This window comes from Rathayibacter sp. AY1H2, assembly GCF_002931985.1.
Taxonomy (GTDB): domain Bacteria; phylum Actinomycetota; class Actinomycetes; order Actinomycetales; family Microbacteriaceae; genus Rathayibacter.
Genome location: NZ_PSUV01000005.1, coordinates 106,628 through 123,208, shown reverse-complemented (window position 1 = coordinate 123,208; position 16,581 = coordinate 106,628). Strand labels below are relative to the sequence as shown.

Below are 16,581 nucleotides of genomic sequence, written 5' to 3'. Positions count from 1 at the left end.
GTATGGTGTGCCTGTCGGGCGCCCCCGCCGATGGGGACGCGTCGCCGTTCCCCGCACCACGTCGCCGCGCACCGTCTCCCCGCAGCAGGGGACGTCGGACCACTGGTCGTCCGACCCGACAGCACCAATCGAGGAGAACTGTGTCCGGCACGAAGAAGCTGGTGATCGTCGAGTCGCCGGCGAAAGCCAAGACCATCGCCCAGTACCTGGGCGACGGCTACGAGGTGCTCGCCTCCGTCGGGCACATCCGCGATCTCATCGAGCCGAAGAACCTCCCCCCGGAGCTGAAGAAGGGCCCGCTGGGCAAGTTCTCCGTCGACGTCGACAACGGCTTCGAGCCCTACTACGTCGTGTCCGACCAGAAGAAGAAGACGGTCGCCGACCTCAAGCGCGCGCTGAAGAACGCCGACGAGCTCTACCTCGCCACTGATGAGGACCGCGAGGGCGAGGCCATCGCGTGGCACCTCCTCGAGGAGCTCAAGCCCAAGGTCCCCGTGCACCGCATGGTCTTCCACGAGATCACGAAGGACGCGATCCAGAAGGCGCGCGACAACACCCGGGACATCGACACCTCCCTGGTCGACGCCCAGGAGACCCGCCGCATCCTCGACCGCCTCTACGGCTACGAGATCTCGCCCGTGCTGTGGCGCAAGGTCGGCCCCGGGCTCTCGGCCGGTCGGGTGCAGTCGGCCGCGACCCGCCTGGTGGTCGACCGCGAGCGGGAGCGCCTGGCGTTCGTGTCGGCGAGCTACTGGGACCTCGCCACCGTGCTCGCACCCGAGTCGGACGCCGCGGCGGGCTTCGACGCCCGCCTGGCGCGGCTCGACGGCAAGCGGATCGGAAGCGGCCGCGACTTCGACGACCGCGGTCAGCTGAAGGGCGACGTCACCGTCCTCGACGAGTCCACCGCCGGTGCCCTCGCCGAGGCGCTGCGCGACCCCGCCACCACGGTCCGGGTCTCGAACCTCGAGTCCAAGCCGTACTCGCGCCGCCCCGCCGCCCCGTTCACCACGTCCACGCTCCAGCAGGAGGCGGCGCGCAAGCTCCGCTTCTCGGCGCGCCAGACGATGAGCGTCGCGCAGTCGCTCTACGAGAACGGCTTCATCACCTACATGAGGACCGACTCGCCCGGGCTCTCGCAGCAGGCGCTGAACGCCGCACGCACTCAGGCCGCGTCCCTCTACGGAGCCGAGACCGTCCCGGACAAGCCCCGGCTGTACTCCGGCAAGAACAAGAACGCGCAGGAGGCGCACGAGGCCATCCGGCCCGCGGGCGAGACCTTCCGCACCCCGGACCAGCTCTCGGGCACCCTCCGCGGCAACGACCTCCGCCTCTACGAGCTCATCTGGAAGCGCACCGTCGCCTCGCAGATGGCCGACGCCAAGGGCTCGACCGCCACCGTGACGCTGCTCGCCGAGCCGGCCGGCGACGTCGCGAAGACCGCCGAGTTCACCGCCTCCGGAACCGTCATCACCTTCCGCGGATTCCTGCTCGCCTACGAGGAGGGGCACGACGAGGAGCGTCACGGCGCCCGCGACGAGAAGGACGCCAAGCTGCCGGTGCTCGAGGTCGGCCAGAGCCTGGTCGTCGCCGAGGTCGAGGCCAAGGGCCACGAGACCTCGCCGCCCCCGCGCTACACGGAGGCGAGCCTGGTCAAGGCGCTCGAGGAGCTCGGCATCGGCCGGCCCTCGACCTACGCGTCGATCATCTCCACCATCGTCGACCGCGGCTACGTCACTCCGCGCGGGACCGCCCTCGTGCCCAACTGGATCGCCTTCTCGGTGGTCCGGCTGCTCGAGGACTTCTTCTCCGACCTGGTGGAGTACGACTTCACCGCCGAGATGGAGGGCGACCTCGACCGCATCGCCGGCGGCGAGGAGGACCGCGTCGCCTGGCTCAACCGCTTCTACTTCGGCGGAGGCACGCACCCCGGGCTCCGACACGTCGTGGACAACCTCGGCGAGATCGATGCGAAGAGCATCAACTCCGTCCGGATCACGGACGACATCACCCTGCGCATCGGCAAGTACGGCCCCTACCTCGAGGTGGCCCAGGAGGAGGGGCAGGAGACGCCGCGTCGCGTCAACCTGCCGCTCGAGCTGGCTCCCGACGAGCTCACGCCCGCCAAGGCGCAGGAGCTCGTCGACGCCCCGGTGCAGACCGACCGCGTGCTGGGAAGCAACCCCGACTCGGGCAAGACCGTCGTCGTCAAGGACGGGCGCTTCGGCCCCTACGTGACCGAGGTCGATCCGGAGCCGGAGACCGCGGCGGATCCCGCCACCGGGGAGGTCGTCGAGCCCGTGCCCGCGAAGCGCGGCGCGAAGAAGCCCGCTGTCGTGAAGCCGCGCACCTCCTCCCTCTTCAAGTCCATGGACGTCGCGTCGATCGACCTGGCGACGGCGCTGCGCCTGCTCGACCTGCCGCGCACGGTCGGTGACGACCCCGAGAGCGGCGAGCCGATCACGGCCCAGAACGGCCGGTACGGCCCGTACATCAAGAAGGGCACCGACAGCCGGTCGCTCACCAGCGAGGACCAGATCTTCGAGGTCGACCTGCCGACGGCGCTCGAGATCTTCGCTCAGCCGAAGTACGGGGCGCGACGCGCGTCGAGCGCGCTGAAGGAGTTCGAGGCGGACCCCGTCAGCGGCAAGCCGATCCGGATCCGCGACGGACGCTTCGGCGCCTACGTGACCGACGGCGAGACCAACGTCACGATCTCCAAGGGCCTGACGATCGAGGAGATCGACTTCGAGCAGGCGGTCCAGATGCTCGCCGACAAGCGCGCGAAGGGCCCGGCCAAGAAGGCTCCGGCCAAGCGCGCGCCGGCCAGGAAGCCCGCGGCGAAGACCACGGCGGCCAAGACGACGGCGGCCAAGACGACGGCGGCCAAGACGACGGCGGCCAAGACGACGGCGGCCAAGACGACCGCGGCCAAGACGACCGCGGCGAAGACGACGGCGGCCGCCAAGAAGACGACCGCAGCGAAGAAGCCCGCCGCGCCCCGCGCCACCGCCGCGAGCCGCGCGGCCGCGGCGGCCGCCGCCGAGACGTCGGACGCGACGGAGTCGTGACCGGGCTGTTCGTCACCCTCGAGGGCGGGGACGGCGCGGGCAAGACCACGCAGGCCCGGCTGCTCGAGGAGTGGCTGGGCACGCGGGGCGAGACCGTCGTCCGCACCCGCGAGCCCGGAGGCACCGAGGTGGGCCTGCAGATCCGCGAGATCGTTCTGCACCACCGCGGCGAGATCGACCCGCGGGCCGAGGCCCTGCTCTACGCGGCGGACCGCGCCCAGCACATCGGGACGCTCGTGCGACCGGCGCTCGAGCGCGGCGAGGTCGTCGTGCAGGACCGCTACATCGACTCCTCCGTCGCCTACCAGGGAGCCGGGCGGGTCCTCGACGCCGTCGAGGTCCGGCGGCTCTCGGAGTGGGCCACCCACGACCTGAGGCCCGACCTCACCGTCCTGCTCGACCTCGACCCCGCCGTCGCGCGGGGCCGGCTCGACGCGGCCCGCACCCGCTTCGACCGGCTGGAGGCCGAGAATGCGGAGTTCCACGGGCGCGTGCGCGAGGCGTTCCTTGCGATCGCCGAGACGGACGCCGAGCGCTTCCTCGTCGTGGACGCCGCTCTCCCCGTCGAGGAGATCGCGGCCGCGGTGCGGGAGCGGGTCGCCGTCCTCCTCGACGGCGCGTCGGCTGTCGGTGCTCACGGTTAGCCTGGTTGCATGACCGTCTGGAGCCAGCTCGTCGGGCAGGAGCACGCCATCGGCGCCCTGCAGGACGCCTCGACGCCCCGGGACGACCGTGGCCGGGAGTCGTCGTCGATGACGCACTCCTGGCTCATCACCGGCCCTCCCGGGTCCGGCCGCTCGAACCTCGCCTACGCGTTCGCCTCCGCACTGCTCTGCCGCCACGGCGGCTGCGGGGAGTGCCCCGACTGCCGCCAGGTCGCCGCCCGCTCCCATCCCGACCTCGCCGTGCTGACCACCGAGCGCGTGATCATCTCGATCGACGAGGTGCGGCGGCTGGTCAGCAGCTCGCAGTACTCGCCCTCGGTGTCGCGCTACCGCGTCATGGTCATCGAGGACGCCGACCGGATGAGCGAGCGCACGTCCAACGTGCTGCTGAAGGCGCTCGAAGAGCCGCCGGAGCGCACGGTCTGGATCCTGTGCGCCCCGAGCGAGGCCGATCTGCTCCCCACCATCCGCTCCCGCGTCCGCTCCGTGCGGCTCCGCGTGCCGAGCGTCGAGGACGTCGCCGGTCTCCTCGAGCGCCGCGACGGGGTCGACCCCGAGACCGCCGAGCGCGCCGCCCGCCAGGCTCAGAGCCACATCGGGATGGCGCACCGCCTGGCGACCGACGCGAACGCGCGCGAGCGGCGCGAGGAGACGCTCCGCATCGCCCTGCGCCTCCGCGGCGTCTCGGACGCGGTGCTCGGCGCGGCGCGGATGATCGAGGTCGCGACCGAGGACGCCAAGGCGATCACCCTCGAGCGCGACGAGGCCGAGCGGCAGCAGGCGCTGCGCTCGCTCGGCGTCGAGCCCGGGGGCACCGTGCCCGCGCAGCTCCGCTCGCAGCTGCGGGCGCTCGAGGAGGACCAGAAGCGACGCGCGACGCGGAGCCTCCGCGACGGCCTCGACCGGATCCTCGTCGACCTGCTCTCCCTCTACCGCGACGTGGTGCGCCTCCAGCTCGGAGCGCCCGGAGGCGTCATCAACGAGGAGGTCCGGACCGAGATGACCGCGCTCGCCGACGCGACTCCGCCCGACCGCACGCTCGCCGTCCTCGACGCGATCGCGACCGCCCGGCAGCGGATCGACGCGAACGTCTCCCCGGTCCTCGCTCTCGAGGCGCTGCTCGTCGTCGCGGCGCGCCGTCCGGTGGCCGCGTGAGGCGGGGGCGCCGTTCGGCCGTCGTCGTCGCGCTCGTCGCGGCCGCGTCCCTCCTGACCGGCTGCTTCGCGCCCGGCCCGAGCGTCGACCGGACCTCCACCCCCTATCCGCAGACCGTCGACGACTCCCTGGAGCGCTACTACTCGCAGGTGCTGGTCTGGGACGACTGCGGCGACGGCGCTCTCTGCACCGACGCGACCGTCCCGCTCGACTGGGACGACCCCTCGGGGGAGATCGCGTCGATCGCTCTGGTGCGCCGACCCGCGACGAAGGGCCCGGCGATCGGGTCCCTGCTCGTGAATCCGGGCGGACCGGGAGCGTCGGGCGTCGACTTCGTCCGCGACAGCGCCGACTACGCGGTCGACTCCGCGCTCGCCGCCCGGTACGACGTCGTCGGCTTCGATCCGCGCGGGGTGGGCGCCTCCACCGCGGTCTCCTGCCTCGACGCCGCGGGGCTCGACTCCTACCTCTACGACATCACGCCGGGGGAGCGGGGCAGCGACGAGTGGATCCAGGCGCAGCGCACGACCGCTGCCGCGTTCGCCGCCGCTTGCGAGGAGCGTAGCGGGCCGCTGCTGCCCGAGGTCGGCACCCCGAGCGCCGCCCGTGATCTCGACCTGCTGCGCGCGGCGCTCGGCGACGAGACGCTGCACTACCTCGGCTACTCCTACGGCACGTTCCTCGGAGCGACCTACGCCGGGCTGTTCCCGGACCGGGTCGGCCGCCTCGTCCTCGACGGCGCGATCGACCCGGCGGCCACCTCGTTCGACGTGGTGCGCGAGCAGGCGAAGGGGTTCGAGAGCGCACTGCGCGCCTACCTCTCCGACTGCCTCCGCTCGGACGACTGCCCGTTCACCGGCACTGTCGACGCGGGGATGGCCCAGCTGAAGCGCATGCTCGAGGACGTGGACGCCTCGCCGATCCGGGCCGCCGACGGCCGTGAGCTCGGCGCGAGCACGCTGTTCACCGCGATCGTCTACCCGCTCTACGACGCCACGGCGTGGGGAGCGCTGAGCGAGATGCTGGCCGGCGTGCGCCGGGGCGACCCCGCGGTCGCGTTCCAGTACGCGGACGCCTACAACGGGCGCGACGCGGACGGCCGGTACGCGGACAACACCACCGAGGCGTTCCTCGCGATCAACTGCGTCGACTACTCCTACGACGCCGACACCGCCTCGATGCGCGCCGACGAGGCCGCTCTCGAGCAGGCCGCGCCGACCATCGGCCGCTACATGGCCTACGGCGACATCCTCTGCAGCGAGTGGCCGGCGGCGTTCGAGGGCTCCCGCGAGCCGATCACCGCGGAGGGCTCGGCGCCCATCCTGGTCGTGGGCACCACGAACGATCCCGCGACGCCCTACGTGTGGGCGCAGGCGCTCGCGGGCGAGCTCTCCGCCGGACACCTGGTCACCTACGACGGCGAGGGCCACACGGCCTACAACAAGTCGACGTCCTGCGTGAACGACGCGGTCGACGCGTACCTGCTCGAGGGGACGGTCCCGGAGGTGGACCCGAAGTGCTGACCGAGCAGGAGCGGTCCCGCGAGCAGCAGCCCGGGCTCCGCGAGCGCAAGCGCCTGGCCACGCGGCGGGCGATCGAGATCGCCGTCCTCCGCCTCGCTAGCGAGCGCGGGCCGGAGCGCGTGACCATCGACGACGTCTCGCGCGCCGCCGACGTCTCCACGCGCACCTTCTTCAACTACTTCGCCTCGAAGGAGGACGCGCTGGTCGGCGGGCTCCCGGTCATCGCCGACGAGACGGCGGCGTCGTTCGTCGCGGGCCGGGGCGCCGTGCTCGAGGACCTGCAGCGGGTCTTCGTCGCCGCGATGGAGGAGCCGCTCGAGGAGGACCGGGAGCTGCACGTCCTCCGCCGCGCGCTCTTCCGCGAGCACCCGCATCTGGTCGGTCTGAAGATCGCGGGCATGCGCGAGTTCGAGCTCGCGGTCGAGGGGCTCGTCGCCGAGCGTCTCGGCCAGGAGGACGACGACGCGGAGCGGGTGCGCAGCCGGGCGCGGATGCTGACGCTCCTCGGGCTCGCCGCCGTCCGCCACGCCTGGGCGGCCTGGGTCGATCACGACGGCCGGGAGGCCCTGCCCGGACGCATCGCCCGCTCCTTCGAGGAGCTCCGCGTCGCGCTCGCCTGAGCCGAGCGCGGCGGTCGCCGCCGCCGTCGCGGAGCCTCTGCTCGACCGCGCCGTCCTGATTCACGCCCGGGGGCGCGAGCAGGCTATGCTGTGTAATCGTGTCCGGGGCTCAGGCCCCGCGTGCACGCCGCCTTAGCTCAGTCGGCAGAGCGTCTCACTCGTAATGAGAAGGTCGTGGGTTCGATTCCCACAGGCGGCTCCCTCTCCCGTCATCCGCGACGTCCCGGCCGGATCCGCGAGTTCCCGGCCTCATCCGCGGCGTCCAGGTCGCGTCGAACTCGCGTCGCTACCCTGTTGCGGATGACCGACACGCCTCCTCCCCGCCGTCGCCGCACTCTCGTGGTCGCCGCGGTGCTAGTGGCCGCCGTGCTCGGTGGCGGCGCCTTCGGCGTGGGGACGGCCCTCGGCAGCGCCGCGGAGCCCGGGGCGCTGCCCGTCGCCTCGACCCCGACCGCCACCGCGACTCCCGCACTGACGCCGACGGCCACGGCGCGGCCCACCGCCGAAGCGGCGGCCGAGGCGCTCCGCACCTGCTCGGTGGCGGGGCTCGCCGCCGACCCGCGCCTGGGCTCGATGCAGGCGCGTGTGGTCGACGCCGCGACGGGCGAGGTCCTGTTCGACCGCGGGGGCGGGACCGCGTCCCGCACCGCCTCCGCCCTCAAGATCCTCACGGCCGCGTCGGCGCTCGCGGTCCTCGGCCCGGACACGCGCATCGCCACCACCGTGGTCCGCGGGAGCGAGCCCGGAAGCGTCGTCCTCGTCGGCGGGGGAGACCTCACCTTGACCCGGCTCCCGACCGGCCGGGAGTCGACCTACGCCGGAGCGGCCCACCTCGACGACCTCGCGGCGCAGGTCGAGAGCGCCTGGGAGGCGGACCCGTCCACCGCCGGGACGCCGATCACGTCGCTGGTGCTCGACTCCTCCCTCTACTCGGGCGAGACCTGGCAGCCGAGCTGGAACCGCAAGGAGCAGGTCGACGGCTACATGCCCGAGATCACGGCGCTCCAGGTGGACGGCGATCGCGAGGACCCCACGGCCTCGACCTCCGAGCGCGGCACGGATCCGGTCGGCCGGGCCGGAGAGGCGTTCGCCGACGAGCTGGACGGCTCGCCCGTGGTCTCCACCGGGACGGCTCCCGCGGGCGCGGCGGTTCTCGGCACGGTGGAGTCGGCCCCGGTCGGCACGCTCGTGCAGCAGATGCTGCTCGTCTCCGACAATGCGATCGCCGAGATGCTCGCGCGACTCGTCGCGATCCGCACCGGCGCGGGCAGCGACTTCGCTGCCGAGCAGGCCGGTGTGCTGCAGGGGCTCGCCGGTTACGGCGTCGACACGTCCGGGATCGCGATCGTCGACGGCTCCGGCCTGAGCGACGACAACGCGGTCGCGCCGGCGTACTTCACCGAGCTGCTCCGGAAGGTGCAGGCCCGCGAGGGGCAGCTGGGGATCCTCCTGGACGGCCTGCCGGTGTCGGGCCGGACGGGCTCGCTCTCCTACTCCGACCGCTTCGCCGGCGACAACGCCGCGGCCGACGGCGCGGTGCGCGCGAAGACGGGCTGGATCGACACCGGCTACACCCTGGCCGGCGTGGTCACCGCGGCGGACGGCACCGAGCTGACCTTCGCGGTCTACGCTCTCGGCGACGTCTCCGACTCGGCGAAGACCGCGATCGACACCCTCGTGACGGGCGTCTACCGCTGCGGATCCTCGCTCTCCGACTCCTGACCCGGACGGGTCGACCTCCCGCTCCTCCTCTCCACCTCCTCCCGGAAGGCCCACGATGACCACCGCACTCCTGATCGTCGACGTGCAGAACGACTTCACCGAGGGCGGCGCGCTCGCCGTCACAGGCGGCGCGGCCGTCGCCCAGGGCATCACCGCGCATCTGGCGGCGCACGCCGACCGGTACTCCGCGGTGCTGGCCTCCCGCGACTGGCACGAGGGCGACTCCGACAACGGCGGCCACTTCGCGGTGGAGCCGGACTTCGTCGACAGCTGGCCCGTCCACTGCGTCGCCGGCACGGACGGCGCGCGGTTCCACCCGGCCCTGGACACCGCTCGGATCGACGTGGAGATCCTCAAGGGGCAGGGCCGCCCCTCCTACTCGGCCTTCGAGGGCACGACGGAGGCGGGCGAGGAGCTCGGCGCCGTGCTCGCGGAGCGGGGCGTCACCGCGCTCGACGTCGTGGGACTCGCGACCGACCACTGTGTGCGCGCCTCGGCACTCGACGCGCGACGGGCGGGGCTCGAGGTCCGCGTGCTCGAGGACCTGGTCGCGGGCGTCTCCGAGGAGGCGAGTGCCGCGGCGTTGCGCGAGCTCACGGAGGCGGGAATCCGCGTCGAGCGGTCCGTCTGAGGGCTCGTCCCTCCACAGGGCTCAGGGAGGCGCAGGTCCTCGCGGCTCCCGGCGACACCGCCCCCGGAGCGATCGACCGTCCTACACTGGGAGGACGAGAAGCTCCTCCTGGCGCGGTCTGCGCGCTCCGATCCGAAGAAGTGGTTCCCTCCTGTGACTGATTCCGTCGCGTCCCGCGCCGCCGAGACCGCTCTGCTCGCCCGCATCCCCACGCAGCTGCTGATCGGCGGTGAGTGGGTGGACGCCTCAGGCGGCGGCTCGATCGACGTCGAGGACCCGGCCACCGGAGCGGTCCTGGTCTCGATCGCCGACGCGACTCCGGAGGACGGGGTCCGGGCGCTCGACGCCGCCGTCGCCGCCGGTCCGTCGTGGGCCGCGACGGCGCCGCGGAAGCGGGGCGAGATCCTCCGGCGGGCGTTCGACCTCCTGCAGGAGCGCACCGAGGAGTTCGCGCTCCTGATGGCGCTCGAGATGGGCAAGCCGGTCGCGGAGGCGAGGGGCGAGGTCGTGTACGGCGGCGAATTCCTCCGCTGGTTCAGCGAGGAGGCGGTGCGCATCAGCGGACGCTACGGAGTCTCGCCCGAGGGCAGCGGCCGGATGATCGTCTCGCAGCACCCGGTGGGCACCTGCTACCTCATCACGCCCTGGAACTTCCCGCTCGCGATGGCGACGCGGAAGATCGCTCCGGCGCTGGCGGCGGGCTGCACCGTCGTCGTGAAGCCGGCCGAGCTCACTCCGCTCACCACGCTCGCCTTCGCGGCGCTGCTCGCCGAGGCGGGGCTCCCCGACGGCGTGCTCAACGTGGTCACCACGTCCTCGGCGGGAGCCGTGTCGGCTCCGATCCTGTCGGATCCCCGCCTGCGGAAGGTGTCCTTCACCGGCTCCACGCCCGTCGGGCGCACGCTGCTGAAGCAGGCCTCCGAGAACGTGCTGCGGACCTCGATGGAGCTGGGCGGCAACGCGCCCTTCGTCGTGTTCGAGGACGCCGACCTCGACCGGGCGGTCGAGGGCGCGATGCTCGCGAAGTTCCGCAACATCGGCCAGGCCTGCACGGCCGCCAACCGCTTCTTCGTGCACGAGTCGATCGCCGAGGAGTTCGCGGCGCGGATCGTGGGGCGCGTGCGCGCTCTGCGCGTCGGCCGCGGCACCGAGGACGGAGTGACCATCGGCCCGCTGATCGACGAGCGCGCGGTCGAGAAGGCGTCCGCGCTGGTGGAGGACGCCGTCTCCCGCGGCGCGCGCCTGCTCACCGGCGGCGATCGGATCGAGGGGGCCGGCCACTTCTACCGGCCGACCGTGCTCGCGGGGGTCGACCGGGAGAGCGAGATCCTGCGCACCGAGATCTTCGGTCCGGTCCTCGCGATCGTGCCGTTCACCGACGAGGACGACGCCGTCGCGCTCGCCAACGACACCGAGTACGGACTGGTGTCCTACGTCTTCACTCGCGACCTCGCCCGCGGTCAGCGGATGATCGAGCGGCTCGCCACCGGGATGATGGGCCTCAACGTCGGCGTGGTGTCGAACGCGGCGGCGCCCTTCGGCGGGGTGAAGCAGTCGGGCCTCGGCCGCGAGGGCGGACTCGAGGGGATCCACGAGTACCTCAGCACCAAGTACACGCTCACCCCCGACCCCTTCGCCTGATCCGGTGGAGCGGATCGAGGTCGCCGCGCTCGACGATCCGCGGCTGCGCGACTACGCGCACGCGACCGACGTCGCGCTGAAGAACGCCCGCGGCCCGCACGGCCTGTACATCGCGGAGTCGGCGCTCGTGCTCGAGCGCGCGATCGCCGCCGGGCACCGGCCGCGCTCGGTGCTCGCCCTCGGCGGGTCGGCGGCGGAGGCCGAGCGCCTGGTCGGCCGCTTCGACGTCCCCGTCTTCACAGGCCCGGGTGAGCTCCTGGCCGAGCTCACCGGCTACACCCTGCACCGCGGCCTGATCGCGGCGATGGACCGGCCCGTGCTGCCCGACCCGGCCGGCCTGCTCGCGGGAGCGCGCCGCGTCGTCGTGCTCGAGGGCGTGGTCGACCCGACGAACGTCGGCGCGATCTTCCGCTCGGTCGGGGCCATCGGAGCCGATGCCGTGCTGGTGACGCCGCGCTGCTCCGATCCGTACTACCGCCGCGCCATCCGCGTGAGCATGGGAACGGTCCTCCAGGTGCCCTGGACGCGCGTCGGCGACTGGCCGTCGACGCAGCGGCTCCTGCACGGAGCGGGCTTCACGATCGCGGCGATGGCTCTGACCCCGGAGGCGGTGCCCCTGCGGAACTTCGCCGCCCGCGCTCCGGAGCGCGTCGCCCTCGTGCTCGGCACCGAGGGGCCGGGTCTCACCGCCGACGCGCTCGCCGCCGCCGATGTCGCCGTCCAGATCCCGATGCGGCACGGGATCGACTCGCTCAACGTCGCTGCGGCGTCGGCGGTCGCGATGTGGGCGCTCGCCGAGCCCTCCTGACAGGCGCGCCTGTGCCCCGTTGGGGGTGCCACTGGGGCGTGAGAGCGCGCCCAGCGCTCGCCGGAAGCATCGACTGCGCTACCGTGGCCGCACTCCTGCCCGCAGCCGTCACGAACGAGGTCGTCCATGCTCCTGCGCACGACGCTCCGCCCGCCCGTCGCGCTGCTCGTCGGAGTCGCGCTCGCACTGAGCCTCACCGCCTGCTCCGGTCCCGCCGCGGAGGTGCCGGACGGGTCCGTGCGCGACTCGGGCTCCGTCGCGACCGCCGCCCCGGCGCCCACCGGCACAGCCGATCCCGAGAGCGGCGCGCGCATGACCCGCCTGATCAGCGACTGCCTCGCCCGCTACGGCCTGAGCGACCGGCCGCCGCTCGCGAGCCCGCTCGCGGAGGAGGAGGTCCGCCTGGCGGCGCAGCGCGCCCGGGACGCCTACGACGCCACCCTGACCGACTGCTCGGCGCAGGCGCTCGCGTCCGGAGAGCCGAGCAGCGATCGGACGGGAGAGCCCGGCGGCGAGCCGACCGACGAGCCCGACGCCGACTCCACCCCCGCTCCGGCGGGCTGAACGTGCGACTCGAGGGGACGTCCGCGCTGATCGCGGGGGGAGCATCCGGACTGGGAGCCGCGACGGCGACGGCGCTCGACGCCGCAGGAGCGCACGTGGTCGTGCTCGACCTGCCGCACGCGGTGGAGGCCGCGCGTCTGCCCGCCTCCGTGCAGCTGATCGCCGGGGACGTCCTCGATCCGGACGCCGTCTCGCGCGCCGTGGCGGCGGCGGGGGAGCTGCGCGTCGCCGTGAGCTGTGCGGGCGTGGCCACACCCGGGCGGCTGCTCGGACGCGACGGGCCGCTGCCGATCGAGCAGTTCGACCGGGTGCTGCGGATCAACACGACCGGGACGCTCAACGTGCTGCGCCTCGCCGCGGCGTCGATCGCCGAGCGGGAGCCGATCGATGGGGAGCGGGGAGTCCTGGTCACGACCGCCTCCGTCGCCGCCTTCGAGGGGCAGATCGGACAGGCGGCCTACGCCGCGTCGAAGGGAGCCGTGGCGGCGATGACCCTGCCGCTCGCGCGCGAGCTCGCGGCCCGGCTCGTGCGCGTGGTGTCGATCGCACCGGGCACGTTCGACACGCCCCTGCTCGCCGGGCTGCCGGACAGGGCCCGCGAGGCGCTCGGCTCGGCGACGCCGCATCCGGCTCGCCTCGGACGCCCCGAGGAGTTCGCGGCCCTGGTGCGGCACATCGTCGAGAACCCCATGATCAACGGCGAGACCATCCGGCTCGACGGGGCTCTGCGGCTGCCGCCGCGCTGAGGGACGAGCGGGCGCAGGCTGCCGGTCGAGACGTGCGGGCGTCTCGACACGCCGCTGCGCGGCTGGTCGACCGGCATGAGGCGGCGGCGGTCGCGAGACGCCGCTGCGGCGTCCGTCAGACGAGCAGCTGGTGCTTGGCGAGGTCCCGGTAGAGCGGCGTCGATTCGACGAGCTCGGAGTGGGTGCCGACTCCCACGACCTCGCCCTTCTGCAGCACGACGATGCGGTCGGAATCGACCACCGTCGACAGGCGGTGCGCGATCACCAGCAGGGTCCGGTTCTCGGCGACCGCGTCGATCGCCAGGCGCAGGCGCTGCTCGTTGAGTCCGTCGAGGCTCGACGTGGACTCGTCCAGCAGCAGGATCGGCGGGGCCGCCAGGAGCGCGCGGCCGATCGCAAGGCGCTGACGCTCACCGCCCGAGAGCATCACTCCGCTCTCGCCCACCGGCGCGTGCAGGCCGAGCGGGTTGCGCTCGAGCACGTCGGTCAGGTTCACCGCCTCGAGCACCCGGAGGCAGTCGGCGTCGTCGGCGTCGGGGCGGCCGAGGACGAGGTTCTCGCGGATGGTGCCGGCCAGGACCGGGGCGTCCTGCTCGACGTAGCCGATCTGCGCGCGGAGCGCGTCGCGGTCGATGGCCGTGAGGTCGACACCGCCGAGTCGGACGACGCCGGCCTCCGGGTCGTAGAACCGCTCGATGAGGGCGAGGATCGTGCTCTTGCCCGCTCCCGACGGCCCGACCAGGGCGGTGCGCTTGCCGCGCGGCACGGTGAAGGAGACGCCGCGCAGGACGGTGCGGTCGCGCTCGTCCGCTACGGCCGCCGCGTCGGGCACGGCGCCCTCCTCGTAGGAGAACACCACGTCCTCGAAGGAGATGGCCTCCTCCGCCACGCCGGCGCCGAGGCCGCCCGCGGAGGCGTCGCCGTCGCCCTCGATCGGCAGGTCGATGATCTCCTGGATGCGGCCGAGGGCGCCCAGCGCCGAGTTCACCGAGGTGATGGCGCCGATGAAGTTGCCGAGCGGCATCACCATCATGAAGAGGAAGAGGATGAACGAGACCAGCTGGGCGATGTCGATCGCGCCGGACGCGACGCGGTAGCCGCCGACGCCGAGGACGGCGAGGAAGGCGACCTGCATGGCGATCCCCGCCACCGGCACCACGAGGGCCGAGACGTGCGCGACGCGGATCCCGAGGCGGTACGCCTCCGTCGCGTGCTGGTCGACGACCGCGATCTCGCGATCGGTGGCTCCGGCGGCACGGATCGTCCGGACGGCGCTGATGGCGCGCTCGACGGCCGCGGCCAGATCGCCGACCTTCTCCTGCGCCTTGCGGCTGGCGGTGCGGATGCCGCGGCCGAGGGTCAGCGCGAGCCCGAGGGCCACCGCCACCACCGCCACGATGATCAGCAGCAGCACCCAGTCGATGACGGCCATCGCGATGATCGCGCCGACGAAAACGAGGGAGCCCGCGATCGAGTCGACGAGCCCCTGGGTCAGCACCGCGCGCAGGAGCGTGGAGTCGGAGCCGACGCGCGAGACGAGGTCGCCGGTGCGGCGCGCGTCGAACTCCCGGATGGGGAGGCGCAGCAGCCGTGCGACGAGGCGGCGGCGGCTCGAGAGCACGATCCCCTCGCCGGTGCGCTGGAGCAGGTAGTGCGCGAAGCCCGAGATGAGCCCGGAGGCCACGACCAGGCCGACGAGGGCCCACACGAGCGGGCCGAGATCGAGACCGGACTGGACCCGGGTGATGACCTGGCCGACGAGCAGGGGCTGGCCGAGGCTCGCCGCCGCTCCGAACAGACTGAGGACCACGACGACCGAGAGGATGGCGCGGTGCTCGAGCAGGTAGGGCACGAGCTGCGAGAAGGAGGCGCGGGGTCCGTCGTCGCGGGAGGGTCGTCGTCCGCCGCGCCGGGAGGTGGTGGTGCTCATCGCCGTCCATTCTGCCCCGTCGTCGCTGCGAGCAGGCCGCCAGAGGGCGGGCCCGGTGCTCAGGGAGGGAGCGGAGACGCGGACGGCCCGCCGGGGGATCCCGTCGGGCCGTCCTCTGCAGGGAGTCCTACGAGACGTTGTCGTGGTACGACGCGTTCTTCGTCTCCTTGGAGAGCAGGAGCGCGATCAGCGTCAGCACGGCCGCGGCGCTGAGGTAGAGGCCGACCAGCACGGTGCTGCCGCCCGCCGCCCTCCACAGCGCGACCGCGATGATCGGCGCGAGGGCCGCTCCGAGGATCGATGCGAGGTTGTACGCCATCGCCGAGCCGGTGTAGCGGACGTTGGTCGGGAACAGCTCGGGGAGGACGGCGCCCATCGGGCCGAAGGTCAGGCCCATCAGCGTGAAGCCGAGGATCAGGACCGCCATGACGCCCGCGAAGCCGGCGCTGAACAGGGGCACGAAGAGCAGGCCGAAGACGAGGATCGCCGCGGTCACCACGAGCAGCGTGCGCCGGCGGCCGAAGCGCTCCGCGAGCGGGCCGGAGACGAGCGTGAAGATCCCGAAGAACACGACGCCGACGATCAGCATGACGAGGAAGTCGTTGCGCGTGTAGCCGAGGCCCGGAACCGCGCCGTCGACGGGCGAGGTGCCGTAGGTCAGCGTGAACGTGGTCATGAGGTAGAAGAGCACGTAGGTCGCCAGCATGATGAAGGTGCCCAGGATGAGCGGGCGCCAGCTGGTGACGAAGACGCGGGCGAGGGGCAGCTTGGCGACCTCGCCCTTCTCGACGACCTTCTGGAACGCGGGCGTCTCGACGAGCTTGAACCGCACGTAGAGCCCGATGATCACGAGCACGGCGCTCGCCAGGAACGGCACGCGCCAGCCCCAGGCCGCGAACGTCTCGTCGCTCATCGTGCTCGCGAGCACCAGGAACAGGACGTTGGCGACGATGAAGCCGATCGGTGCGCCCAGCTGCGGGAAGGTGCCGTAGATGGCGCGCTTGCCGGCCGGTGCGTTCTCGGTCGCGAGCAGCGCGGCTCCGGACCACTCGCCGCCGAGGCCGAGGCCCTGGCAGAAGCGCATCACGACGAGCAGGAACGGAGCGAGGAACTCCCAGCCGGGCGTGAGCGCGGTGGGCAGGCAGCCGATCAGGAAGGTCGCGACGCCCATGGTGAGCAGCGAGGCGACGAGGGTGCCCTTGCGGCCGACGCGGTCGCCGAAGTGGCCGAAGATGATCGACCCGATCGGGCGCGCGATGAACGCGACGCCGAAGACGGCGAAGGAGGCGAGGAGGGCCGTGGCCGGGTCCTCGTTGACGAAGAAGAGCGACGGGAAGACCAGGACGGCGGCGGTCGCGTAGGCGTAGAAGTCGTAGAACTCGATCGAGGTGCCGATGAGGCTGGCGAGGATGACGCGGCCGCGGGAGTTCTGCGGGGCGGCTGCTGGCGCGTCGGAGACGGCGGGAGAGGACATGAGGGAGGGGCTCCGTGTGGACGGCGACTCC

At 72.9% G+C, this 16,581-nt stretch carries 13 protein-coding genes and 1 tRNA gene; 12 read left to right on the top strand and 2 right to left on the bottom strand.

The window, feature by feature from the left end; all coding sequences use genetic code 11:
• Positions 1-140 precede the first annotated feature (140 nt).
• The 12 genes from topA to C5C29_RS05930 all read left to right on the top strand — a co-directional run bounded on the left by topA (position 141) and on the right by C5C29_RS05930 (position 13,146).
• Positions 141-3,071, top strand: coding sequence for a type I DNA topoisomerase (gene topA, locus C5C29_RS05985; RefSeq protein ID WP_104222199.1), 2,931 nt, complete (start codon positions 141-143; stop codon positions 3,069-3,071).
• Complete coding sequence (tmk, locus tag C5C29_RS05980) at positions 3,068-3,715, top strand: dTMP kinase (protein WP_104308108.1); 648 nt, start codon at positions 3,068-3,070, stop codon at positions 3,713-3,715. The genes topA and tmk overlap by 4 nt, the downstream gene beginning before the upstream one ends.
• Positions 3,716-3,724: 9 nt before the next feature.
• A complete protein-coding gene (locus C5C29_RS05975; protein ID WP_104222203.1) occupies positions 3,725-4,891 on the top strand; it encodes a DNA polymerase III subunit delta' in 1,167 nt (388 codons plus the stop codon).
• Positions 4,888-6,414, top strand: coding sequence for an alpha/beta hydrolase (locus C5C29_RS05970; protein ID WP_104308107.1), 1,527 nt, complete (start codon positions 4,888-4,890; stop codon positions 6,412-6,414). Before C5C29_RS05975 ends, C5C29_RS05970 begins: the two co-directional genes overlap by 4 nt.
• The gene (locus C5C29_RS17060; protein ID WP_181074884.1) at positions 6,408-7,034 is read left to right on the top strand and encodes a TetR/AcrR family transcriptional regulator; all 627 of its coding nucleotides are present in this window, start codon (positions 6,408-6,410) and stop codon (positions 7,032-7,034) included. The genes C5C29_RS05970 and C5C29_RS17060 overlap by 7 nt, the downstream gene beginning before the upstream one ends.
• A 126-nt stretch (positions 7,035-7,160) precedes the next feature.
• A tRNA-Thr gene (locus C5C29_RS05960) sits at positions 7,161-7,233 on the top strand.
• Positions 7,234-7,334: 101 nt separating this feature from the next.
• Entirely contained in the window at positions 7,335-8,756 is a 1,422-nt protein-coding gene (gene dacB, locus C5C29_RS05955) for a D-alanyl-D-alanine carboxypeptidase/D-alanyl-D-alanine-endopeptidase (RefSeq protein ID WP_104222207.1), read from the top strand.
• A 55-nt stretch (positions 8,757-8,811) separates the two neighbouring features.
• Entirely contained in the window at positions 8,812-9,387 is a 576-nt protein-coding gene (locus C5C29_RS05950; protein WP_104222209.1) for a nicotinamidase, read from the top strand.
• 153 nt (positions 9,388-9,540) lie between these two features.
• The gene (locus C5C29_RS05945) at positions 9,541-11,028 is read left to right on the top strand and encodes an NAD-dependent succinate-semialdehyde dehydrogenase (RefSeq protein WP_104222211.1); all 1,488 of its coding nucleotides are present in this window, start codon (positions 9,541-9,543) and stop codon (positions 11,026-11,028) included.
• Positions 11,029-11,032: 4 nt separating this feature from the next.
• Positions 11,033-11,836: an RNA methyltransferase gene (locus C5C29_RS05940; protein WP_104222213.1), complete on the top strand. Its 804-nt coding sequence runs from the start codon at positions 11,033-11,035 to the stop codon at positions 11,834-11,836.
• A gap of 126 nt (positions 11,837-11,962) precedes the next feature.
• Positions 11,963-12,400 (top strand): hypothetical protein, encoded by a 438-nt coding sequence (locus C5C29_RS05935; protein ID WP_104222215.1) that lies wholly within the window; start codon positions 11,963-11,965, stop codon positions 12,398-12,400.
• Between the two features lie 2 nt (positions 12,401-12,402).
• Complete coding sequence (locus tag C5C29_RS05930; protein WP_104222217.1) at positions 12,403-13,146, top strand: SDR family NAD(P)-dependent oxidoreductase; 744 nt, start codon at positions 12,403-12,405, stop codon at positions 13,144-13,146.
• Between the two features lie 115 nt (positions 13,147-13,261).
• Here C5C29_RS05930 and C5C29_RS05925 read toward each other — a convergent pair whose 3' ends face one another.
• Both C5C29_RS05925 and C5C29_RS05920 read right to left on the bottom strand, forming a co-directional pair.
• The gene (locus C5C29_RS05925) at positions 13,262-15,076 is read right to left on the bottom strand and encodes an ABC transporter ATP-binding protein (RefSeq protein ID WP_104308106.1); all 1,815 of its coding nucleotides are present in this window, start codon (positions 15,074-15,076) and stop codon (positions 13,262-13,264) included.
• A gap of 127 nt (positions 15,077-15,203) precedes the next feature.
• On the bottom strand, positions 15,204-16,550 hold the full coding sequence (locus tag C5C29_RS05920) for an MFS transporter (RefSeq protein ID WP_104222221.1): 1,347 nt from the start codon (positions 16,548-16,550) through the stop codon (positions 15,204-15,206).
• Positions 16,551-16,581: the final 31 nt, after the last annotated feature.